Genomic DNA, 21791 nt, shown 5'->3' with positions numbered 1-21791 from the left:
CGACCCCACACAACCGCAAAATGCCGCAGCAGGCAATGCGGTCGCGCCGATGAACAGTGTCCCGTCCGGCGGACGGAGCATCTTACACCGGCATCACCAAGCCCTTAAGCCCGTCAGCTTGACAGGAACAGCAGCAGGCCATATTTCCGGGCGCACAATTAGCACTCTTGCAGTACGACTGCCAACACGCGGACACGAATACGAGCCGCGATCACAAACCGGCACTCGAACGCCAAAGCCCCTCCAGCAACACACAGGATAGCCCATGGCTAAATTCAATTTTCGTCCTCTCCATGACCGCGTCGTCGTGAAGCGGATCGATGCCGAGACCAAGACCAAGGGCGGCATCATCATCCCGGACTCCGCCAAGGAGAAGCCGCAGGAAGGTCAGGTGATCGCCGTCGGCCCGGGCGGCCGCGACGAGACCGGCAAGCTGACCCCGATCGACGTCAAGGTCGGCGACCGCGTGCTGTTCGGCAAGTGGTCGGGCACCGAGATCAAGCTGGACGGCGAAGAACTCCTGATCATGAAGGAGTCGGACATCATGGGCGTGGTCGGCTAAGCCGCATCGCGACAGCATCGAGACATCAGGAGCGAATGAATGGCAGCCAAGGACGTCAAGTTTTCCGGTGAGGCCCGCGACCGCATGCTGCGCGGCGTGGACGTGCTCGCCAACGCGGTGAAGGTCACGCTCGGTCCGAAGGGCCGGAACGTGCTGATCGAGAAGAGCTTCGGTGCCCCGCGCATCACCAAGGACGGCGTCACCGTCGCCAAGGAAGTGGAGCTCGAGGACAAGTTCGAGAACATGGGCGCGCAGATGGTGCGCGAGGTGGCCTCGAAGACCAACGACCTCGCCGGCGACGGCACCACCACCGCCACCGTGCTGGCCCAGGCGATCGTCCGTGAAGGCGCCAAGGCCGTTGCGGCCGGCATGAACCCGATGGACCTGAAGCGCGGCATCGAGATCGCGGTCGCGGCCGTGGTCAAGGACATCCAGAAGCGCGCCAAGCCGGTCGCCTCCTCGGCTGAAATCGCTCAGGTCGGCACCATCTCGGCCAACGGCGACGCGCCGATCGGCAAGATGATCGCCCAGGCGATGCAGAAGGTCGGCAACGAGGGCGTCATCACGGTCGAAGAGAACAAGTCGCTCGAGACCGAAGTCGACATCGTCGAAGGCATGAAGTTCGACCGCGGCTATCTGTCGCCGTACTTCGTGACCAACGCCGAGAAGATGACCGTCGAACTCGACGACGCCTACATCCTGCTGCACGAGAAGAAGCTCTCGGGCCTGCAGTCGATGCTGCCGGTGCTCGAAGCGGTGGTGCAGTCGGGCAAGCCGCTGCTGATCATCGCCGAGGACGTCGAAGGCGAAGCGCTGGCGACCCTGGTGGTCAACCGCCTGCGCGGCGGCCTCAAGGTTTCGGCCGTGAAGGCGCCGGGCTTCGGCGATCGCCGCAAGGCGATGCTGGAAGACATCGCGATCCTGACCGGCGGTCAGCTGATCTCGGAAGACCTCGGCATCAAGCTCGAGACCGTGACGCTGAAGATGCTCGGCCGCGCCAAGAAGGTGGTGATCGACAAGGAGAACACCACGATCGTCGGCGGCGCCGGCAAGAAGCCGGAGATCGAGGCCCGCGTTTCGCAGATCAAGGCGCAGATCGAGGAGACCTCCTCGGACTACGACCGTGAGAAGCTGCAGGAGCGTCTGGCCAAGCTCGCGGGCGGCGTCGCGGTGATCCGCGTCGGCGGCGCGACCGAGGTCGAGGTCAAGGAGAAGAAGGACCGTGTCGAGGACGCGCTGAACGCGACCCGCGCTGCGGTTCAGGAAGGCATCGTGCCGGGCGGCGGCGTCGCCCTGCTGCGCGCCAAGAAGGCCGTCGGCCGCATCAACAACGACAATGCCGACGTTCAGGCCGGCATCAACATCGTGTTGAAGGCGCTGGAAGCTCCGATCCGCCAGATCTCCGAGAACGCCGGCGTCGAAGGCTCGATCGTGGTCGGCAAGATCCTCGAGAACAAGTCCGAGACCTTCGGTTTCGACGCCCAGAGCGAGGACTATGTCGACATGCTCGCCAAGGGCATCGTCGATCCGGCCAAGGTCGTGCGCACCGCGCTGCAGGACGCCTCGTCGGTCGCCTCGCTGCTGGTCACCACCGAAGCGATGGTCGCCGAGCTGCCGAAGGCCGACGCCCCGGCAATGCCGGCCGGCGGTGGCATGGGCGGTATGGGCGGCATGGGCTTCTAAGCCCGCGCCTGTCGCACTGAAGATCGATCACGCAAGGCCGCCTCCGGGCGGCCTTGTTTTTTGGCGCCGCAGCTCGCGCGCCTTGGTTCGGATGCAATTCGAATCGACTAGAGCATTTCCGGTTCTGACGCGTTGTGTCCCGGCGAACCGTTGTCCACTCGGCTCCCAAAAAGCTTTAGGTTCGATGCAGCCTGATTCTCGCGAGGTTCACGTGATGCGCGCATTCCTGTTCAGCCTGCTGGCGCTGCTGCCGGCGACCGATGTCGCCCTGGCTCAGAGCAAGTCCGCCACGAAATCGGCAGCGCCGCCGGCCAACGAGACGCGCTATTTCACTGCCATCGACGGCTTCATGGACGGCGCCGACGTCATCCTGAAGGAGAAGCGTCAGGGCAAGACCGTCACTTCGGCCGAGCTCGACGTCTGCTATTCGCCGTCGAAGACCTCGGACCGCCGCGATCGCTTCGTCGTCACCCTGACCCCGAACGGTCAGGCCCTGACCGGGACGACGCAGACGCTCGGCGGCAAGGCGCCGGTGTCGGTCAGCCTGCAGCAGCGGCCCAATGGCGAGACGTTCGACTTCAAAGGCGTGATCGGAATCGGAACCGCCACGCACGAGATTACCTCGACCGACAATGCCGATCTCAGCGAAAAGGAATTCCAGGAGAACCAGTCGGTCGACGACAGCATCGCGCAGGCGCCGAAGGACTTCACCGCGGTGTCGCCGGAAGCCGTCGGGGTCCGCGTCGCGCTCGAAGGCGCTTCGGATTTCCTGAAGACGCTGAAGACCGAGAATGTCGAAGTGTCGCTGTCGAGCCTCAGCATCGGCTGCGATGCGCTGCGCGCCGGCAAGCTGGTGGTCAACCTCACGGTTGATCCGGAGCGCGCCGCCGCGGTGATCGCCAAGGCCAAGGCGTTCCCCGGCGTCGCCGCGGCCGGCTGGACCAACGGCATCGTCGACATGGACCGCACAATCCTGTTCCCGGCCGCGGGCTGGCGCGACGGTGGCAAGCTCAATCGCGAGAAGATCGCCAATACCGTCACCGCCATCCTGTCGCAGACGCTGGAGGCCAAGCTCGCCTCGGCGGTGTGGGATGACGCAAGCGGCAAGCTGAAGATGACCTTCAAGCGGCCGAGCGAGACCTTCCCGGCGCTGCAGCTCACCGAGGTGATCACGGTGGAGGCACTGGTCAGCGCGGATAAGCCGGGCGGCACCGACAAGCTGATGCTGTGGCTCGGCAATGCCAGCGATACTACGGTCGACGAGAATGCGCCGCCGCGGCTCGGCCTCAACGACGACGCCCCCGGCGAAGAAGAAGGCGAACCGCGCCCCGATGGCGGCGCCGTCGCAGCCCTCGCCAAAGAGCTCAAGGGCCAGCGCTGGGATTCCGAAAGCTCGACCTGGCAATAGCGCGCCGCAAGCGCCCAGGATCGGCCGTCGCCAGATCATGGAACCGCGATTTGACATGCCGCTGCAATGCGGCAATGAAGCGCTTCCCTTGGATGGCAGGATGATCGGCTGAATGACGCGCTTTGATGCAGTGGTAATTGGCGCCGGGCTCGGCGGCCTGACTGCGGGCGCGATCCTGGCCCGCGAAGGCCGCAAGGTGCTGGTGATCGAGCGCGGTAACTCGGTCGGCGGCGCGGCCTCGAGCTACAAGGTCGGCGAACTGTTCGTCGAAGGCTCGCTGCATATCACCGGCAATCCGCAGCACGTCCGCGATCCGAAACACCGCGCCTTGAGCCGCGCCGGCGCGCTCGACGCGGTGCAGTGGATACCCGCCGGGGCGCTGTATCAGATGCGCGGCGGTCCGGTCGGCGAACCCTTCACGCTCCCGGACGAATTCGCCGCCGCGCGCGACGCGCTGAACAAGCGCTTCCCCCACGCCAGCGCCGGGATCGCGCAATGGCTCGGCGAGCTCGAGCGCCTCGCCGGAACGCTCGGCGATGGCGGCCTCGACGCGGTGCTGGCGCTGGCGCCGGAGTATCCCGATTGGCACGCCTCGCTCGGCGACAAGCTGCAGGCGCTGTTCGGCGACGACGAAGCGGTGAAGTGCGCGGTCGCCGGGAATCTCTCTTACGTTCACGATGATCCTGCCGCGCTGTGGTGGGTGCTGTTCGCGATGGTGCAGGGCAGCTTCCTGCTCAGCGGTGCGCGCTTCATCCAGGGCGGCTCGCAGCGGCTGTCGAGCGCGCTGGCCCGCGCGGTGCGCAAGGCCGGCGGCGAGGTGCTGCTCCGCCGCGTCGTCTCCCGCGTAGTGATGGGCGATCACGGCGGGCCGCATCAGGTCACCCATATTGCCCGCGACGGCGGCGATCCGCAGATCGTCGAAGCCTCGACGGTGATCGGCAATGCAGCGCCTTCGACACTGGCAAGCCTGCTTCCGGCCGAGCAGGCGAAGCTGCTGACCGACAGCTACGCCGATCGGACGCCGTCGCTGTCGCTATTCGCGCTGACGCTCGGCCTGTCCAAGCCGCCGCGCGAATTCGGCTTCAGCAGCTACGCCACACAGCTGCTGCCGGACTGGATGACGACGCTGGCGTCCTATGCCGATGCCAAGACCCTGATGGCGGACGAGCCGGGTGCGCGGATGCCGCCGCTGGCGATCGCCGACTACACCGCGATCGACTCCGGCGTGCCGTCGCCGCCTTACGTGCTGTCGGTGGTCGGGCCGGACCGGGTGTCGAACTGGGATAGCCTCGATCAAGACACCTATCGAGCCAAGCGCGCCCGCTGGCAGCAGGCGCTGCTCACCCATCTCGATCGCAGCTATCCGGGCCTGGCTGGCGCAGTAACAGCGGCGGCGTTCAACACCGCGTTTTCGGTGCAGCAATATCTCGGCGCGCCGCAGGGTGCGGTCTATGGCTTTGCGCCGCTGCTGCCGAATTCGGATGCGCCTTACCGCACGCCGCGCACAGCCCTGCCCGGTCTGTATCTGTCGTCGGCCTATGCGGGCATCGGCGGCTACAGCGGCGTGGTGCAGGCGGCGGAAGGTTGCGCCGAGCTGATCCTGCAGGATCAGAAATAGCGTCAGTTCGTATTGAGGTGGAACCGCAGCGGCTGCGGACCACCGGTGAAGCTGACGAAATCGCCTTGCCGGCTCCAGTTGGTCGACGCGGCAAGCGCTGCGACCAGTGCATCATCGGCCTGAGCGCGGTCCGCCGGACAATTGCGATCCTCGATCGCGCCCGGCATGAAGATCACCGTGCTGCCGGCGATGGAGAACTGCCCAACGCCGCCCTTGCACCACAGCTCCAGCCGCACGCTGCCCTGATCGCCGATTTCCAAATTGGGAATCCGCTTCGAGCCCGGCTTCGGCGGCGCGTCCAGCGTCAGTTCCAGACCGAACGGAAACTCCTGGTCGGATTGCGCAAGCGACGGCGTCGCGAAGCCGGCTGCCAGCACCACGGCGATGGCGGCGAAACGAAAGATCGACTGACGGTGCATGGTGCCTCGGCCGTTGTTCAGGACGGTCCGCTGTTTATCGCGAACCGCACCGGCTTGCCAGACCGCGGCGCCATCGAAACCTGCAACGAAAAGCCCCGCGGCCGAGACCGCGGGGCTTTGACGCCATTCAATGCGCGCTGCGTTACTTCAAGACCATCGCGGTGAACGGATAGACATAGGCCTGCAGCATCACCAGCACGCCGACCAAACACGCCAGTGTAATCGAGTGCAGGAAGACGTAGCGCAGGATCGTGCCTTCGTGGCCGTACCAGTTGGTCGCTGTCGAGGCGACAACGATCGACTGAGCATCGATCATCTTGCCCATCACGCCGCCGGAGGAGTTGGCGGCGCCCATCAGGATAGGGGACAGGCCGAGCTGTTCGGAGGTGATCTTCTGCAGATTGCCGAACAGCACGTTGGAGGCGGTGTCCGACCCAGTCAGCGCCACGCCGAGCCAGCCGAGTAGCGTGCCGAAGAACGGATACAACACGCCGGTCGCAGCAAACGCCAGGCCCAGCGTCGCGTCGACGCCGGACAGCCGCGTCAACGTGCCGATCGCCAGCATCGCCGAGATGGTGATCAGCGAGATCGCGCAGACCTTGATGGTGCGGCCGTACTCGGTCGCCATCTTGCCGGGCGACACGCCCATCAACAGCCCGGAGATAATCGCCGCGATCAGCATGCCGGTGCCGGTGAACGACAGATAGGTGAAGGAGAACACCGCGGCCTCAGGCGTCGGCTTGGCGGCGACCGGCGGCACCTTCTGAATCAGGTTGTGCAGCTCGGGCACCGGATAGTTCCAGACGAAGATCGAGTTTGCCCAGGCCTTGAAGGCGCCGTTGCCCCAGATCAGCATCACGATGCAAACGATGATCCACGGCAGCAACGCGCCCCACAATTGTGCCTGTGTCAGCGGGGCGCGGCTCAGCTCTTTCGGCGGGGCCATGGTCTCGGTGGAGGGATCGTGGCTGCGCAGCTTCGGCGACAGCCACAGCTCTTTCGGCTGCCACACTTTCAGGAACAGGATCAGGCAGCCCATCGAGATCAGTGAAGCGCCGATGTCGACGATCCACGGATTGATGTAGTTCGAGATCACGAATTGCGGGACCGCGAACGACACACCGGTGACGAGGATCGCCGGCCAGATCTGCATCATGCCGCGGAAGCCCGCGAACGCCCAGATCAACCAGAACGGCACCAGCAGCGAGAAGAACGGCAGCTGCCGGCCGACCATCGCGCCGAGGATGTAAGGATCGAGGCCGGTGACCGACGCGAGGCCCTGGATCGGCGTGCCGAGCGCGCCGTAGGCGACCGGCGCGGTGTTGGCGATCAGTGACAGGCCCGAGGCGGCCAGTGGCGAGAAGCCGAGGCCGATTAGCACCGCGCCGGTGATCGCCACCGGCGTGCCGAACCCGGATGCACCTTCGAAGAATGCGCCGAACGCAAACGCGATCAGCAGCAGCTGCAGCCGGCGGTCGGTCGTCACGCCACCAATCGCACGCTGCAGCAGCTCGAACCGGCCGGTGGCCACGGTGACCCGATAGAGAAAGATGACGTTGAGAACGATCCAGCCGATCGGGAAGAAGCCGGTGACGACACCGAGTAGCGAGGCACGGACCGACATGTTGGCCGGCATCGTGAAGACGAAGATCGCCACCGCGTTAGCGAGCACCAGAGCGATGATCGCAGCGAGGTGAGCTTTCACCTTGCCGCTCGCGATCAGCACCAGCAGCGTGACTACGGGAACGGCCGCCGCCAGGGTCGACAAAGCGGCGCTGCCAAGTGGATTATAGATTTGATTCCACACGCATTTCTCTCCCTTAATGTTATGTTTTTTGGCCGCGTCGGTGCGAGCCGGTCCGACACGGAGATCAATCGGGAGGCAGACGCCTCCTCAAAGTACGGCCGAGCTAGCGTGCCTGCTCACAAACGCGCGAAGCAGCTGACCGCCGAGCTTGCCGCCGGCACGATCATGCTAGGGTGCGACAACTGGGTGCGACAAGCCGCCGTAGGTTAATTTACCTACAACTTTCGTCTAATCACCAAACTCCCCGAGAGCCCGCACCGGAGACCTCATCCGTGAGCAACATCAAAGGAACGCTGGCGACCGCCTGGCGGATCGCCGCGCCGTATTTCAGTGCCGAAGACAAATGGATGGGCCGCGGGCTGCTCGCAGCCGTTGTCGTCATCGAGCTCGCCGTGGTCGGGCTCTCGGTGCTGTTCAACCGCTGGAACAACGTGTTCTACAACGCGCTGCAGGAGCGGAACTACGACGTCTTCACCTATCAGATCATCTACTTCTGCGTGCTGGCGGCGATCTGGATCGCCCTCAAAGTTTACCAGCTCTACCTCAATCAGTGGCTGCAGATCCGCTGGCGCAAGTGGATGACCGAGCGCTATCTCGGCGGCTGGCTGCACGACGCCAACCATTACCAGATGCAGCTCACCGGCGACGCCGCCGACAACCCTGATCAGCGCATCGCCGAGGACACGCAGTTGTTCGTCGAGCGCACGCTGGCGCTGGGCATCGGCCTGCTCAACGCCGTGGTGACGCTGGCCTCGTTCGTGGTGATCCTGTGGGGGCTGTCGAACGAAGCGCCGCTGCATCTGTTCGGCCAGGACGTGCCGATCCCCGGCTATCTCGTCTGGGGTGCGCTGATCTATGCGGCGCTGGGCACCGCCCTCACCCATTGGATCGGCTCGCCACTGGTCGATCTCAACTTCCGCCAGCAGCGTTATGAAGCCGACTTCCGATTCAATCTGGTGCGCGCCCGCGAGAACGCCGAACAGATCGCGCTGCTCCGCGGCGAGCCGGCCGAGCGCGACAAGCTGGCGTCCCGCTTCAGCTACGTGGCCGAGAACTTCATGCGGATCATGAGCCGGACCAAGCGGCTGACTGCCTTCACCGCCAGCTACTCGCAGGCGTCGATCATCTTCCCCTACATCCTCGTCGCCCCGGCCTTTTTCGCCCAGAAGGTGCAGCTGGGCGGCATGATGCAGACCGCCTCCGCCTTCAGCAGCGTCCAGGACTCGCTGTCGTTCTTCATCACCGCCTACCGGACGCTGGCGGAATGGCAGTCCGTCCTGCAGCGGCTCGACGGTTTCGAGCGCGCGATCGAAGGCACCGCCACCCGGCGCGACAATCCAGGCGTGATGCGCGTGCCGGCCCCAGCCGGCGGAATCGAACTGAAGGATCTCAACCTGACGCTGCCGGCCGGAGCGCCGCTGATCAGCGCCGACGGCTTCAAGATCGGCGACAACGAGCGGACGCTGATCGTTGGCCCATCGGGCGCCGGCAAGTCGACGCTATTCCGCGCGATCGCGGGGATCTGGCCGTTCGGCTCCGGCTCGATCGCAATCCCTGCGGATGCGACGCTGATGATGCTGCCACAGCGCCCATATTTCCCGGTCGGCGAGCTGCGTGCCGCAATCGTCTATCCGGCCGAATCCGGTGCGTTCAGCGATACTCAGGTCGCTGAGGTGCTGCACGAGGTCGGGCTGCCGGCGCTGGCGGAGCGGCTCGATCAGCATGGCCATTGGAACAGGACGCTGTCGCTCGGCGAGCAGCAGCGGCTCGGCCTCGCCCGGGCGCTGCTCCATGCACCGCAATACCTGTTCCTCGACGAAGCCACCGCGTCGCTGGACGAGCCGTCCGAAGCGGCGCTGTACAAGCTGCTCGACCGCAAGCTGCCGGGCACCACGATCGTCTCTATCGGCCACCGCTCGACACTCGAGGCCTTCCATCAGCGCGACGCGGTGCTGTCACGCACTGGCAACGGCTTCACCCTACAGGACCGGGCCAAAACTGCGGCTCCGGAAGTGGGGCTGGCGGGCAGCTGATCCACCATCTGCTCGATCCAACGCGGCAGTAAGCTAGAGATCGAAACGACGTGCGGCGGCCGATCGGCCGCCGTTGCTGCTCGGTGAGAGATTAGCGCGAACTCCAGTCGGTCGCTGGCCCCCACACCAGGCTGCCAAGCCCAGGAGGGGGAAGCCAGAAGGCTCGCGAGAAGGCCGTCAAAAGTCCCGCCCCTCAAGGCGAGAACAAACAAAAAGGGCGGCAGATTGCTCTGCCGCCCTCAGCCCCCCAGAAGGGATTTCGTCTTACTTGAGAGCGCCCAGCGTCACGTCAGCCGAGAGCTTGGCGATGAAGGTCGAACCGCACCAGTTCGAACCAACGCCGGTCTGGTTGATCGGGGTCCAGGCCGTGTTGCCGGAGGCAGTGAAGTCGCTGGTGAAGGCATTGCAATTACCCTTGGACAGATCGGTGTCCGAGTAACGCAGATCGAGGGTGAACACCTTATAGGTGAAGCCCACGCCGATGTTCCAGGTGTTGTAATCGGCCAGCTTGATCGGGCCGTAGAACGCATCGGTGCTACCGAACCACTGACGGCCGTATTCACCCGACACGTACATGCCGACGCCGCTGGAGCCGAACACGCTGGTCGGAGCAGTGAACTTGCCGGTCACCGAGGCGTAGTTGCCCCAGGCACCGGTGTTCAGGAAGTTCGGCGAGTAGAATTCGTTGGCACCGAACGCGAACATGTCGTTCGCGGTCCAGGTCACCTTGGCGTAGCCTTCGTAGAAGCTCACGTCCTTCTTCATGGCATTCTGGTTCAGCAGCGAAATCGGGAAGCTGCCGACGCCGCACTGCGTGGCTGAACCATTCGCGTTGCTGTCAACGCAGCTTCCACCCGGATACAGGTAGCCCCAGACACCGAAGTCGAACGCGAAGGCGCCGAAGGTCGGGCGGATACCGCCGTAGATGTCAACTTCAGCCGCAGCGCGGTTGGCGAACGAGATGCTCTCGAACGAGGTACCGACGTAGAGCTGCAGGTCCTTGGTGACGTTGTAGCGCGGCTCGAAATAGGCAGTGACCGAGGGCTTGTGGTTCGACTGGGTGACGCCGCGGAAGACGTAGTCGCTCATGACGGCCGCGCCGAACGCGATGTCCCACGGATCGAACGCCACGATCGGCGGAGCCTTGGTGTACACCTTGGCGGGCAGATCAGCCGCCGAGGCCGAGCCCACGCCGACTGCGAGCAAAGCCGCGACCGACAAGATTGTCTTCTTCATTTTGATCCCCATCGTTTCCAAGCCAGCCGGACCCGAAGTTCAAGGACGCGACATCGACCTGCACAAAACCAATTGTGACATCACTGTGCGGTGCCTCACGAAAACCGTGAAGCAAAAAACACATGCAGATGCCGACTTTTTGTGCAATCCCGCACACTCAACCATTCGTTGTTGGGGAGTGTTGCAAGAAAATCACTGCTTTGCGAACGGCTCTTAGGCCAAATTCACGAGACAGGGCGGTTAGAGCAACACTTTTGGCTAAGTAACAAGTAACAGGCCCAGGACCGAATCGCTGCGATACCCACGACCAAGGGGCGCCCGAGGCGTGCTCGGTTGTCGATCTCGCTGGTAGCCGCAACGACGAAGGCCGCGGTCCACGACCGCGGCCTCTGCAAAACAAGGATCAGATTACCGTCTCAATTACATCGGGTCTGCCGCCGGCTTAGCCGGCTCGGCGTGGTCAAACTCCTCGTCGGGAGTTTCCTCCTCTCCGGCCGCCTCGGTGGCGTGCGACTGGGGATCACCCGAGGTCTCGATCGAATCGGTCTCTGCAGCGGACTCGATCGGCTCGTTGTCTGCGGCCGATGTGGTCTCGTCGGCCGGAAACGGCTCAGCCGGGGCAACATCCTCGGTCTCCGGCGTCGCCTCGACCTGCTCGGACACTGCCTCGTGCGGAGTCTCTTCCGACTCGACGGCAACCGGCGCCGGCTTCTTCACGCGTGGCTTGCGCGGTTTCTTGGGAGCAGCAGGCGGCGGAGCAACCGGCTCGGCCGCCGCGCTGGGCGCGACCTCAGTGAGTTTCGGCGCTTTGCGGGACACAGGCTTCGGCTTGGGCGCTGCCGGCTTAGCGACAGGAGCCTTCGCCGCGGTTTTGGCGAGGAGTGCCTTGGTCGCCTTCTTCTTGGCCGCAGGGGACTTCGTAGCCGGCGCCTTGGGCGCGGCGGCCTTGGCCTTGGCCGGCTTACCCGAAACCGACTTGGCAGCGCTCTTCTTCGCGGGCTTCGCTACAGACTTGGCCGGGGACTTAGCGGCGGACTTGGCGGCCGGCTTGGCTGCCTTCTTGCCGGGTTTAGCGGCGGCCTTCTTCACCGCCTTCTTGGCGGACTTACCGGCGGAGGCCTTGGATTTGGAGGCGGACTTGGCCTTCGGGACCCGCTTGGCTTTCGATTTAGCCTTCGGCTTCGACTTGTCCTTCTTGGCCGATGCCTTGTCGGCAGATTTGCTCTTCTTCTTGTTCTTGCCTGCCTTGGCGGCCAGCAGCAGTTTGGACTTCTTCTTGGCCTTGGACTTCTCAGCCTTCTTGTCGGCCTTGTCCTTCTTCTTCGACTTCTTGTCTTTCGCCATGGTCGTCCTCCAGTTGTGCGGATTGCTGCTCGGCCAGCAATCACGCGCCCCGCGACCGGCGTTCCAGGCTCCGATCAGTGCGGAGCAGGACGGGGCCCGCCTGTCGCCCAATCGAGAAGTTCAATCGTGTGCACAACAGGGACTTCCGTTCCGCTGGCGATCTGCACCATGCAGCCAATATTGCCCGCGGCGATCATATCCGGCTTGACGGAAGCGATGTTGGCGACCTTCCGATCGCGCAATCTGGTCGCGATGTCAGGCTGGAGAATGTTGTACGTGCCCGCCGAACCACAACACAAATGACTCTCCGGGATATCTTTCACCACGAATCCAGTCTTGGAAAGCAGTTCTTTGGGGATCTGCGTGATTTTCTGGCCGTGCTGCAACGAACATGCGGAGTGATAAGCGACCACGACATCGTCATGAGGACGTGGCGATGACAGTTCGAGGCCGCTGACATATTCGCTGATGTCTTTGGCGAGCGCCGAAACCTTTGCGGCCGCGGCCGCATACTCCGGATCTTCTCGCAGCATGTAGCCGTAATCCTTGATCACCGTACCGCAGCCGGAGGTGGTCACCAGGATTGCGTCGAGCCCCCCGCGCTCGATTTCAGCCAGCCAGGCCTTGATGTTGGTGCGCGCGTATTCGAGCGTGCGGGTGTCCCGGCCGAGATGATGGATCAGGGCGCCGCAGCAGGCCTCGTCAGCGGCGAGGACGACCTCGATGCCGTGGCGGGTGAGCAGATTGATCGCCGCCCGATTGATGCGGGGGGCCAGCACCTGCTGGGCGCAGCCGTGCAGCAACGCCACCCGGCCGCGCTTTGGACCCACCGCCGGAAACGTCGTCCCGGAGTCAGGGCCCGGCTCCGGCAGATGCTTTGGCGCCAGCGCCAGCATCGCCTTGATCCGGCTGAGCAGCGTCGGGTGCGTCAGGTCGTGCGAGCCCGGCAACAGCGCCGCAACCGGCCGCACGATCCGCGCCGCCCACATCCCGAGCCTGAACATGCCCGGATGCGGCATCATCCACGACAGTGCCTCGCGGACAACGCGATCCCAGAACGGCCGCTGGTACTGTTTCTCGATCCGGACGCGGGCCTGATCGACCAGATGCATGTAGTTCACACCCGACGGACAGGTGGTCATGCAGGCGAGGCACGACAGGCAGCGGTCAATATGCTTGACGACATCTGCGGTCGGCGGCTTGTCGCTCTCCAGCATCTCCTTGATCAAGTAGATGCGCCCGCGCGGACTATCGAGTTCGTCGCCGAGCAGCACATAGGTCGGACACGTCGCAGTGCAGAAACCGCAATGCACGCAAGCGCGCAGGATCTTGTCGGCCTCGGCGATATCGGGATCGGCGAGCTGGGTCAGGCTGAAATCTGTCTTCATGTCGCGGATCCTCGCGACATCCGGCCGCGATTGAGAATGTTAGTGGGATCGAAGCTGCGCTTGACGCGGCTTCCGAGTGCCGCGAGGCCGGCCGGCTGCGGCTGGAACACGTCGATCCCAGCCCGCACCGCTTCGCTGCCGCGGATCAAGGTGGCATGGCCGGCGATCTTCTCGACCCGCTGGCGCAACGCTTTGGCGTGGCCGTCGGTTGCTGGCGGCAAGGCCGCCCAGATCAGGCCTCCGCCCCAATCATAGATCACCTCACCGCCGCTCTCGCGGCTAAGCTGCTCACCGAGAGCGCCTCCGGCCGCCGGCGGGCAGACGATCCGCCACACCGGCCACAGCGCTCGCGGACCTGCGGCGGCGAACGGCTCGACATCGCGCACCGCACGCCACAGCGCTGCGGAAGCATCGTCCTCGATCAGGTCGGCCTCGCCAAAACTCTTCAGCGCCGTGCGTAGCGACTGGGCGCGATGACTCGCCGACGAAGTGATGCCTTCGAGCCGCAGCAGAGTCAGCGACTGATCGGGCTGGGCGATCTCCGCCAGCGCACCGCCGGTGGTGCGCAGCGCGGAGCCGGGCAGTTGCGCGGCCCCGGTGACGTCGTAAGGCGAGCCAAGCGCCGCGGTCATGGCCTTGTTGGCGACGACGTCGCCGAGCCCGCGCAGAACCAGCGTCCGCTCGCTCTCCGGCCGCGGCGTGACCTTCAGGGTGACCTCGGTCATCACCGCCAGTGTCCCCCAGGAGCCGGCAAGCAGCTTGCAAAGATCGTAGCCGGTGACGTTCTTCACCACCTTGCCGCCGGCCTTGAAGCTCTCGCCGAAGCCCGACACCGCGTTGGCGCCGAGCAGATGATCGCGGGCGCCACCCGCCTTGATCCGCCGCGGACCGGCGAGACCGGCCGCAATCATCCCCGCCACGGTCCCTGCCCCCGGCGTGGTGCCGAGCAACGCGGCGGTGTCCATCGGTTCGAAGGCGAATTGCTGGTTTTTGGAATCGATCAGCGACAGCACGTCGGCCATCGGCGCGCCGGCCTGCACGGTGATGATCAGCTCGTTCGGCTCGTAAGCGGTGACGGCGTTGAGCGCCGACAGCTCCAGCACCGCATTGGTCGCCATCAATTGGCCGACGGTGCGTTTGCTGCCATGACCGACGATTTCGATCGGCTGCTCATTGGCGATCGCGGCGCGCACTGCGTCCTCGACCTCCTGGGCGTCGCGTACTTTCAGCGTGTCCACGGGCGAACGTCGTCCTTCAGAATGCGGTGCACTACCCCTCCCCCGTCATTGCGAGGAGCAAAGCGACGAAGCAATCCAGGAGCGACGTGCACCGAGGCCCTGGATTGCTTCGCTTCGCTCGCAATGACGGTAAAAGGCTCTACTTCGTGCATCGGAGATTACATTACCCGGTCAGAACCGCGGAATATCCGGGAACGGCAATTGGCCCTTGTGGACATGCATGCGTCCGAGCTCGGCGCAGCGGTGGAGCGTCGGAAACACCTTGCCGGGGTTGAGCAGGCCTTCGGAATCGAACGCGCATTTCAGTCGCTGCTGCTGGTTGAGGTCGATGTCCGAGAACATCTCCGGCATCAGATCGCGCTTCTCGATGCCGACGCCGTGCTCGCCGGTGAGCACGCCGCCGACCTCGACACACAGCTTGAGGATGTCGGCGCCGAAGGCTTCCGCCGCATCCTGCTCGCCGGGCTTGTTGGCGTCATACAGGATCAGCGGATGCAGATTGCCGTCGCCGGCGTGGAACACGTTGGCGACGCGCAGGCCGTATTTCTCCGACATCTCGTTCATCCGCCGCAACACCAGCGGCAGCTGTGCACGCGGGATCGTGCCGTCCATGCACAAATAGTCGGGCGAAATCCGGCCTACGGCGGGGAACGCCGCCTTGCGGCCGGACCAGAACAGCAGCCGCTGCTGCTCGCTGGTGGAGATCTGGCAGGTGGTCGAGCCGCAGCGCAGCGCAATCGCCTCGACGCGGCCGATCAGTTCGTCGACCTCGACCTGCGGACCGTCGAGCTCGATGATCAGCAGCGCTTCGACATCGAGCGGATAGCCGGCGTGAACGAAGGCCTCGGCGGCGTGGATCGCCGGCTTGTCCATCATCTCCATGCCGCCCGGAATGATGCCGGCGCTGATCACGTCGGCGACACACTGGCCCGCGGCCTCGACGCTCTGGAAGCCGATCATCAGAGCCCGCGCCGTTTCGGGTTTGCGCAGGATACGTACGGTGACTTCGGTGATGACGCCGAGCAACCCCTCCGAGCCGGTGATGACGCCCATCAGATCGTAGCCGGCGCATTCGGCCGCCTTGCCACCGATCTTGAGGATCTCGCCGGTCATCAGCACGATTTCGCAGCCGAGGACGTTATTGGTGGTCATGCCGTATTTCAGGCAGTGCACGCCGCCGGAGTTCTCGGCAATGTTGCCGCCGATCGAACAGGCGATCTGCGATGACGGATCGGGCGCGTAGTAAAAGCCGGCGTGATCGACCGCCTGGCTGATCGCCAGGTTAGTGACTCCAGGCTCGACCACCACGGCGCGGTTGTCGAAGTCGATCTCGCGGATCCGCTTGAACTTGCCGAGGCCGAGCAGCACGCCATCGGCGAGCGGCAATGCGCCGCCGGACAGCGAGGTGCCGGAACCGCGCGGCACCACCTTGATGCCATTCTGGTGGCAATAGCGCAGCACTTCCGACACCTGTTTGGTTGTGCTCGGCAGCACCACCACCATCGGCGGCTGCCGATACGCCATCAGGCCGTCGGACTCGTAGGGTTTCATTTCAGCAGCGCTGGAGATCACGCCCTCGCCCGGCACGATCTTGCGCAAGGCCGCGATGATCTCGTCGCGGCGGGCCAGCACGGACTGATCCGGCTCCGGCATCAGAATGGTCATGCGAGATACTCCTGCGCAGGCTGCTGTGCGCGAGGCGATTGTAGCGCCGCGGGCGGAAACGGTCGGATCAGGATACGCTGATTGTCATATCCAGCACACTCGCTCAGAGCAAACTGGAACTGATCAGGCTCCGACCAGACTACGCGGCGGCACCACCGCCTGGACCACGAGACCGCGGGCCCGGGCGTCCATCACACCGACTGCCCGGAGTGCCAGCAGCGTGACGGTTTGCACCGCATCACGGAGTTTCGCCGGGTCGTCGAGATTATCCGGCGCCAGCGGCCCCACCAGAGACTCGTGCACCGCGCCGAGCAGCGCGGTCGAGGCGAGCGCTGTGTCTTGCGCGGGCAGATGGCCGGCGCGCACCGCGGCAGCGATCCGCAGCTCGATCTCGCCGGCGATCTCACGGCGGCTGGCGAGCCGTGAGGCGGATACATCGACATCGACCGGTTCCGCCAAAATGCCCCATGCCAGCTTGCGATGGGACAGCACATGCACCGCGACCGTGGTGACCGCGGCCGCCAGTGCTGATGACGGGCCGGGCGCTGCGTCGGCTGCACGGCGGATCGCAGCGAGTTCGTCACGCGAAACGTCGGCGATGAGTTCCGAAATCAGATCGGCTTTGGACGGAAAGTAACGGTACACCGTGCCGGCGGCGACCTTAGCGCGCGCGGCCACAGGCGCGATCTGCACCGCGGCCATCCCGCCTTCGGCGGCGGTTTCACGCGCTGCAGCAAGGATAGCGCTGCGGCGCGCTGCTAAGCGCTTAACCACCTGATGGGTTCGCCGGTAAACCATGGCGCGTTCGTCCTGGAACGAGCGCGCCCGCGGTCTGCGACAAAATGGACCGGCGCGCTCATCAAGTTGCTGGAGAAGCGAGGGAAAACGGACGGAACACCCTCACCAAATCAGTGAAAAAAGTGAACACTTATTCAGAACCGAAGGCAAGCCCTTACGGCAATGAAATGAATAGCATTCCTGCAAACTAGCCCGGCAATCCCAGCGCGCGCGCCAACGCCGCTACTAACATACCGGTTATCACGGCCAGAAAATCATTGCGCCGCAGCACACTCACCGCAATCGCAGCCCCCAGCGCGAGCATCACGATCGGCCCGCCATTGACCGCGACCGGCAGCGCCGCCGCGACGATAATGGAGCCGGGCAGCGCGTCGAGCATCCGCCTGACCCGCGGCGTGACCTCGACGTAGCGCATCATGAAGTAGCCGCCGAGCCGCGACGCGACAGTGACCAAAGTCATGATCGCGAAGGCGATCATCACGTCGCTGCGGAGCATGTCGGTCATGACGAATGTCCCGCGTGGGACATCGCCGCTGGCGGTTCATCCATCAGCCCCGCAGTGATCGCACCTGACAGCGCGCCGGCGATGATGAACCAATAGCCCGGGACCAACCAATGCACCGTCAGGGCCACGATCCCCGACACCAGCCAAGGAATAGCCCGGCGCGGCCCCTTCCAGGCTGGTACCAACAGCGCGGCGAAGAACGCCGGCATCGCGATATCGACGCCGAACTTCTTTGGGTCGGCGAGCTGTTCGGCGAGCAGAAAACCCGGAACGGCCGAGACCAGCCACACCAAATAAAGCACCAACGCGCCGCCGAGGTAGAACCAGGCATTGGCACCGCCATGTTCGCGATAGCGCATCGCGGCGAGCCAGCCACCGTCGGTGACCAGCAGCAACGGCGGATAAGCCTGCCACGCCGGCAGCGTGCCGAACCACGGCCGCATCGACGCCGTCATCAGGAAGAAGCGAATGTTGACCGTGGTGGTGAGCAGCGCCAGCGCGGCGATCGATGACGGCGTCAGGACATCTGGCCACGCCTGCACGGCCACGAATTGCGACAACCCGCCATATACGGTCGCCATCATCACTTCGACTTCGGCAAGCGTGAAGTTCTTCTGCGCACACAGCGCGCCGAACGCCATGCCGAACGCCAGCGTGCCGGGCAGCATCGGCCCGACCGCGACAATGCCGGGCCAGATTGCGTCGCGCGACCAATAGGCCGGCGCCTTGGGGACATGAGTGGTCATTGCAGGATCCGTGACGACGCCCTCTGCGTGCGGGCTTTGCGGGATCAGGTCAAGCGCGGCGGCAGCGGACGACACGCAACAAAAAACGCGGCGTTGCCGCCGCGTTTTTCGAAGTCAGCTTGGCCGGTCGGCTTACGCCTGCGGCTGGGGCTCCAGGCCCGGATCGGGCCGCGGCCGCGGCTTGCCGGCCGGCGGCACTGCCGAAGTGCGGGGGCCCGACGGTTCGAGCACCGATTCGCGATTCGGCTTCTTGCCGTTGATCAGATCGGTGATCTCGTCACCGGTCAGGGTCTCGTATTCGAGCAGGCCCTTGGCGAGCGCTTCGAGGTCGGCGCGGCGCTCGGTGAGGATGCGCTTGGCTTCGTTGTAGCCCTCTTCGACCAGCCGCTTGATCTCGGCATCGATCTTCTGGATCGTCGCCTCGGAAGCGTTCTGGGTGCGCGACACCGACATACCGAGGAACACTTCGTCCTGGTTCTCGCCGTAAGCGACGGTGCCGAGCTCTTCCGACAGGCCCCAACGGGTCACCATCATCCTCGCCAGCTTGGTCGCCTGCTCGATGTCGGAGGCAGCACCCGAAGTCACCTTCTCGCGGCCGAACACCATCTCCTCGGCGACGCGGCCGCCCATCATGATGGCCAGACGCGAGGTCATCTGCTCGAGCGACATCGACAGCTTGTCGCGCTCCGGCAGCTGCATCACCATGCCGAGCGCACGTCCGCGCGGAATGATGGTCGCCTTGTGGATCGGGTCGGTGGCCGGGACGTTGAGGCCGACGATGGCGTGACCGCCTTCGTGATATGCGGTGAGGAGCTTCTCCTCTTCCGTCATCACCAGCGACTTGCGCTCGGCGCCCATCATCACCTTGTCCTTGGCGTCTTCGAACTCGGACTGAGTGACCATGCGCTTATTGCGCCGGGCCGCCATCAGCGCCGCTTCGTTGACGAGGTTCATCAGGTCGGCGCCGGAGAAGCCCGGAGTGCCGCGCGCGATGTTCTTCAGGTTGATATCGGGCGCCAGCGGCACCTTGCGAACGTGGACCTTGAGGATCTGCTCGCGGCCGACGACGTCCGGATTCGGCACCACGACCTGACGGTCGAAGCGGCCGGGACGCAGCAGAGCCGGATCGAGCACGTCGGGCCGGTTGGTGGCGGCGATCAGGATCACGCCCTCATTAGCCTCGAAGCCGTCCATCTCGACCAGCAACTGGTTGAGGGTCTGCTCGCGTTCATCATTGCCGCCGCCGAGACCGGCGCCGCGATGACGACCGACCGCGTCGATTTCGTCGATGAAGATGATGCACGGCGCGTTCTTCTTGGCCTGCTCGAACATGTCGCGGACGCGGCTGGCGCCGACGCCGACGAACATTTCAACGAAGTCCGAACCGGAGATGGTGAAGAACGGCACGTTGGCTTCACCCGCGACCGCGCGCGCGATCAGCGTCTTACCAGTACCGGGAGGGCCGACCAGCAAAACGCCGCGCGGAATGCGGCCGCCGAGGCGCTGGAATTTGCCCGGGTCGCGCAGAAATTCGACGATCTCCTGCAGGTCCTGCTTGGCCTCGTCGACGCCGGCGACGTCTTCGAAGGTCACGCGGCCATGCGCTTCAGTGAGCATCTTGGCGCGCGACTTGCCGAAGCCCATCGCCTTGCCGGCGCCGCCCTGCATCTGCCGCGACAGGAAGATCCACACGCCGATCAGCGCGATGAACGGCAGCCACGACACCAACAGCGACACGAACCACGGCACGTTGTCACCCGGCGGCTTGGCGGTGATCGACACCTTGCCGTTGTACAGGCGGGTCACGAGCGACGGATCGTTCGGCGCGTAGGTCTGGAAGGTCGAGCCGTTGGTGAAGGTGCCGCGGATTTCCTGGCCCTGGATCACCACGTCCCGGACGTGATTTTGGTCGATCTCGCTGAGGAGCTGCGAGAACGGAATTTCCTGCGACGCAGTGCGCTGGCCCGGATTCTGGAAGAGCGTGAACAGCGCCAACAGCAGCAGCACGATGATGACCCAGAGGGCGAAATTGCGCAGATTGGCGTTCATCGGTCTTCCTTATGGGTCGCGCGGATCGCGACCGGGTGGGCCCTGCGGCGCCGAAACGAATGGCTCTGCGGGAGCTTCCCGAGAGCCGGCCCGCCTAATCTAGGTGTGAGCCGAGCCCCTGCCAAGAGAACCACACAGGACTATTTGGCGCATTCTAACCGGTTTCTCGCTCAAATCGTGGCGATCAACGGCCTCTGCAGCGAGGTGGTTAAACGTACGTGGAGATGCCTTCAGCCGACCCGCGCCCGCCGCGGTGGGGCTGGGGCAATCACCAGGCGGTCGCTGGTGAGCGTGATCACGGCGCCTGCGAGGGTCTGCTTTAACCGGATTTTGCCGGCGGGCGGCGCCCTCCCGGCCGCTGCAAGCTTCAGCGCCTCGGAGAGCGCCTCGACTTTCCCGAGCTCGGCCGGCCCCTCGTAACCATGCCGCGCCAGCGCACGCAGCAACAAGCGAATCTGGATTTCTGCAGCTAGAGCCAGAAATGCCCGGGCATCCACACCGGGACGTCCCGCCCCCGCATCGAGGGTTTCCAAGAATTGCTCGGCGCCGTCGGTCATCAGTTCCAACGCTGCATCGGCCCGCGCCGCCCGCGCCGCCAGCCGAACCAGCGAACGGGCATCGCAGCCTTCAGCCGCCAGTTGCGGCATCAGCTCGCGTAGCCGCGGCCGGGTGAAGCGCGGATCGACATTGCTCGGGTCGGTGGCGAACGCGATTCGGGCTTTGGTCAGCGTGGCGACCAGCCGGGCCTTCGTAACATCGAGCAGCGGCCGGGCCAGCACCACCCCGTCCCGCTCGATTTCCCTTGCCATTGCGGCAAGGCCGGCGATTCCACTGCCGCGCGACAGACGCATCAGCACGGTCTCGGCCTGGTCGTCGCGGGTATGCGCGGTCATCACATGCGAGGCGCCGAGGGTTTTGGCGGCCTGCGCCAGGAGCCGATAGCGCGCCCCGCGCGCCGCCGCCTGGATTCCGGTCTTGGGCTTGTCCCCGTTCCAGCGCAGCGTCCGGTGCGGCAGGTCGAGCGAGGCCGCCAGTCGCTTCACCGCGCGCGCCTCGGCGGCGGCCTCGGGACGCAGGCCGTGATCGACGGTGACAACCGCCAATGCCGGGCCCTGCTTCAACGCCTTCCGCCAGCGGGCGGCGAGCCACATCAGCGCCAACGAATCGGGCCCACCGGAGACCGCCAGCACGATCGCCGGCGCCGCCTTCCAATCGGCGAACAGACGCCGCGCCTCGGTGGCGGATACTACCTCGTCGTCGGTTCCGGACATCGGCCGTCTGCCTGCCGGTTG

17 protein-coding genes are annotated in these 21791 nt (G+C 64.9%); 5 read left to right on the top strand and 12 right to left on the bottom strand.

The window, feature by feature from the left end; all coding sequences use genetic code 11:
* Nucleotides 1–265 precede the first annotated feature (265 nt).
* The 4 genes from groES to RPPS3_RS06085 all read left to right on the top strand — a co-directional run bounded on the left by groES (nucleotide 266) and on the right by RPPS3_RS06085 (nucleotide 5271).
* Nucleotides 266–562: a co-chaperone GroES gene (gene groES / locus RPPS3_RS06100; RefSeq protein WP_107343294.1), complete on the top strand. Its 297-nt coding sequence runs from the start codon at nucleotides 266–268 to the stop codon at nucleotides 560–562.
* 39 nt (nucleotides 563–601) lie between these two features.
* Entirely contained in the window at nucleotides 602–2245 is a 1644-nt protein-coding gene (groL, locus tag RPPS3_RS06095) for a chaperonin GroEL (RefSeq protein ID WP_107343293.1), read from the top strand.
* 214 nt (nucleotides 2246–2459) lie between these two features.
* A complete protein-coding gene (locus RPPS3_RS06090) occupies nucleotides 2460–3653 on the top strand; it encodes a hypothetical protein (RefSeq protein WP_107343292.1) in 1194 nt (397 codons plus the stop codon).
* A 112-nt stretch (nucleotides 3654–3765) separates the two neighbouring features.
* Nucleotides 3766–5271 carry a phytoene desaturase family protein gene (locus RPPS3_RS06085; protein ID WP_107343291.1) on the top strand — a complete coding sequence of 502 codons (1506 nt, stop codon included), beginning with the start codon at nucleotides 3766–3768 and terminating at the stop codon, nucleotides 5269–5271.
* A 2-nt stretch (nucleotides 5272–5273) separates the two neighbouring features.
* Here the strand turns inward: RPPS3_RS06085 and RPPS3_RS06080 are convergent, their stop codons facing one another.
* A complete protein-coding gene (locus tag RPPS3_RS06080) occupies nucleotides 5274–5690 on the bottom strand; it encodes an META domain-containing protein (protein WP_107343290.1) in 417 nt (138 codons plus the stop codon).
* Nucleotides 5691–5832: 142 nt separating this feature from the next.
* Entirely contained in the window at nucleotides 5833–7497 is a 1665-nt protein-coding gene (locus RPPS3_RS06075) for an L-lactate permease (RefSeq protein ID WP_107343289.1), read from the bottom strand.
* 272 nt (nucleotides 7498–7769) lie between these two features.
* Between RPPS3_RS06075 and RPPS3_RS06065 the strand changes: the two genes are divergently transcribed.
* Nucleotides 7770–9530, top strand: coding sequence for an ABC transporter ATP-binding protein/permease (locus RPPS3_RS06065; protein ID WP_107343287.1), 1761 nt, complete (start codon nucleotides 7770–7772; stop codon nucleotides 9528–9530).
* Nucleotides 9531–9794: 264 nt separating this feature from the next.
* Here the strand turns inward: RPPS3_RS06065 and RPPS3_RS06060 are convergent, their stop codons facing one another.
* From RPPS3_RS06060 to tilS, 10 genes are all read right to left on the bottom strand, one after another.
* On the bottom strand, nucleotides 9795–10766 hold the full coding sequence (locus RPPS3_RS06060) for a TorF family putative porin (RefSeq protein WP_107346465.1): 972 nt from the start codon (nucleotides 10764–10766) through the stop codon (nucleotides 9795–9797).
* Between the two features lie 420 nt (nucleotides 10767–11186).
* Complete coding sequence (locus tag RPPS3_RS06055; RefSeq protein ID WP_107343286.1) at nucleotides 11187–12110, bottom strand: hypothetical protein; 924 nt, start codon at nucleotides 12108–12110, stop codon at nucleotides 11187–11189.
* A gap of 74 nt (nucleotides 12111–12184) precedes the next feature.
* The gene (glcF, locus tag RPPS3_RS06050) at nucleotides 12185–13498 is read right to left on the bottom strand and encodes a glycolate oxidase subunit GlcF (protein WP_107343285.1); all 1314 of its coding nucleotides are present in this window, start codon (nucleotides 13496–13498) and stop codon (nucleotides 12185–12187) included.
* Entirely contained in the window at nucleotides 13495–14736 is a 1242-nt protein-coding gene (locus tag RPPS3_RS06045) for an FAD-binding protein (protein WP_107343284.1), read from the bottom strand. The genes glcF and RPPS3_RS06045 overlap by 4 nt, the downstream gene beginning before the upstream one ends.
* A 171-nt stretch (nucleotides 14737–14907) precedes the next feature.
* A complete protein-coding gene (locus RPPS3_RS06040) occupies nucleotides 14908–16401 on the bottom strand; it encodes an FAD-linked oxidase C-terminal domain-containing protein (RefSeq protein WP_107343283.1) in 1494 nt (497 codons plus the stop codon).
* A 123-nt stretch (nucleotides 16402–16524) separates the two neighbouring features.
* The gene (locus RPPS3_RS06035) at nucleotides 16525–17199 is read right to left on the bottom strand and encodes a TetR/AcrR family transcriptional regulator (RefSeq protein ID WP_107343282.1); all 675 of its coding nucleotides are present in this window, start codon (nucleotides 17197–17199) and stop codon (nucleotides 16525–16527) included.
* Nucleotides 17200–17386: 187 nt separating this feature from the next.
* Nucleotides 17387–17704: an AzlD family protein gene (locus tag RPPS3_RS06030; protein WP_107343281.1), complete on the bottom strand. Its 318-nt coding sequence runs from the start codon at nucleotides 17702–17704 to the stop codon at nucleotides 17387–17389.
* Nucleotides 17701–18450 carry an AzlC family ABC transporter permease gene (locus tag RPPS3_RS06025; protein WP_107343280.1) on the bottom strand — a complete coding sequence of 250 codons (750 nt, stop codon included), beginning with the start codon at nucleotides 18448–18450 and terminating at the stop codon, nucleotides 17701–17703. The genes RPPS3_RS06030 and RPPS3_RS06025 overlap by 4 nt, the downstream gene beginning before the upstream one ends.
* A 132-nt stretch (nucleotides 18451–18582) precedes the next feature.
* The gene (ftsH, locus tag RPPS3_RS06020) at nucleotides 18583–20499 is read right to left on the bottom strand and encodes an ATP-dependent zinc metalloprotease FtsH (RefSeq protein WP_011156690.1); all 1917 of its coding nucleotides are present in this window, start codon (nucleotides 20497–20499) and stop codon (nucleotides 18583–18585) included.
* Between the two features lie 230 nt (nucleotides 20500–20729).
* The gene (tilS, locus tag RPPS3_RS06015; RefSeq protein ID WP_107343279.1) at nucleotides 20730–21770 is read right to left on the bottom strand and encodes a tRNA lysidine(34) synthetase TilS; all 1041 of its coding nucleotides are present in this window, start codon (nucleotides 21768–21770) and stop codon (nucleotides 20730–20732) included.
* Between the last annotated feature and the right edge of the window lie 21 nt (nucleotides 21771–21791).

It is taken from the genome of Rhodopseudomonas palustris, from assembly GCF_003031265.1.
Classification (GTDB): Bacteria; Pseudomonadota; Alphaproteobacteria; order Rhizobiales; family Xanthobacteraceae; genus Rhodopseudomonas; species Rhodopseudomonas palustris_H.
This window is presented reverse-complemented; position numbering and strand designations above follow the sequence as displayed.

Coding starts and splice junctions, on each gene's coding strand:
- RPPS3_RS06090 (WP_107343292.1), top strand. CDS start 2,460: ATGCGCGCATTCCTGTTCAGCCTGCTGGCGCTGCTGCCGGCGACCGAT.
- RPPS3_RS06080 (WP_107343290.1), bottom strand. CDS start 5,690: ATGCACCGTCAGTCGATCTTTCGTTTCGCCGCCATCGCCGTGGTGCTG.
- RPPS3_RS06030 (WP_107343281.1), bottom strand. CDS start 17,704: ATGACCGACATGCTCCGCAGCGACGTGATGATCGCCTTCGCGATCATG.
- glcF (WP_107343285.1), bottom strand. CDS start 13,498: ATGAAGACAGATTTCAGCCTGACCCAGCTCGCCGATCCCGATATCGCC.
- RPPS3_RS06025 (WP_107343280.1), bottom strand. CDS start 18,450: ATGACCACTCATGTCCCCAAGGCGCCGGCCTATTGGTCGCGCGACGCA.
- RPPS3_RS06035 (WP_107343282.1), bottom strand. CDS start 17,199: ATGGTTTACCGGCGAACCCATCAGGTGGTTAAGCGCTTAGCAGCGCGC.
- groL (WP_107343293.1), top strand. CDS start 602: ATGGCAGCCAAGGACGTCAAGTTTTCCGGTGAGGCCCGCGACCGCATG.
- RPPS3_RS06055 (WP_107343286.1), bottom strand. CDS start 12,110: ATGGCGAAAGACAAGAAGTCGAAGAAGAAGGACAAGGCCGACAAGAAG.
- RPPS3_RS06040 (WP_107343283.1), bottom strand. CDS start 16,401: ATGACCATTCTGATGCCGGAGCCGGATCAGTCCGTGCTGGCCCGCCGC.
- groES (WP_107343294.1), top strand. CDS start 266: ATGGCTAAATTCAATTTTCGTCCTCTCCATGACCGCGTCGTCGTGAAG.
- ftsH (WP_011156690.1), bottom strand. CDS start 20,499: ATGAACGCCAATCTGCGCAATTTCGCCCTCTGGGTCATCATCGTGCTG.
- tilS (WP_107343279.1), bottom strand. CDS start 21,770: ATGTCCGGAACCGACGACGAGGTAGTATCCGCCACCGAGGCGCGGCGT.
- RPPS3_RS06060 (WP_107346465.1), bottom strand. CDS start 10,766: ATGAAGAAGACAATCTTGTCGGTCGCGGCTTTGCTCGCAGTCGGCGTG.
- RPPS3_RS06085 (WP_107343291.1), top strand. CDS start 3,766: ATGACGCGCTTTGATGCAGTGGTAATTGGCGCCGGGCTCGGCGGCCTG.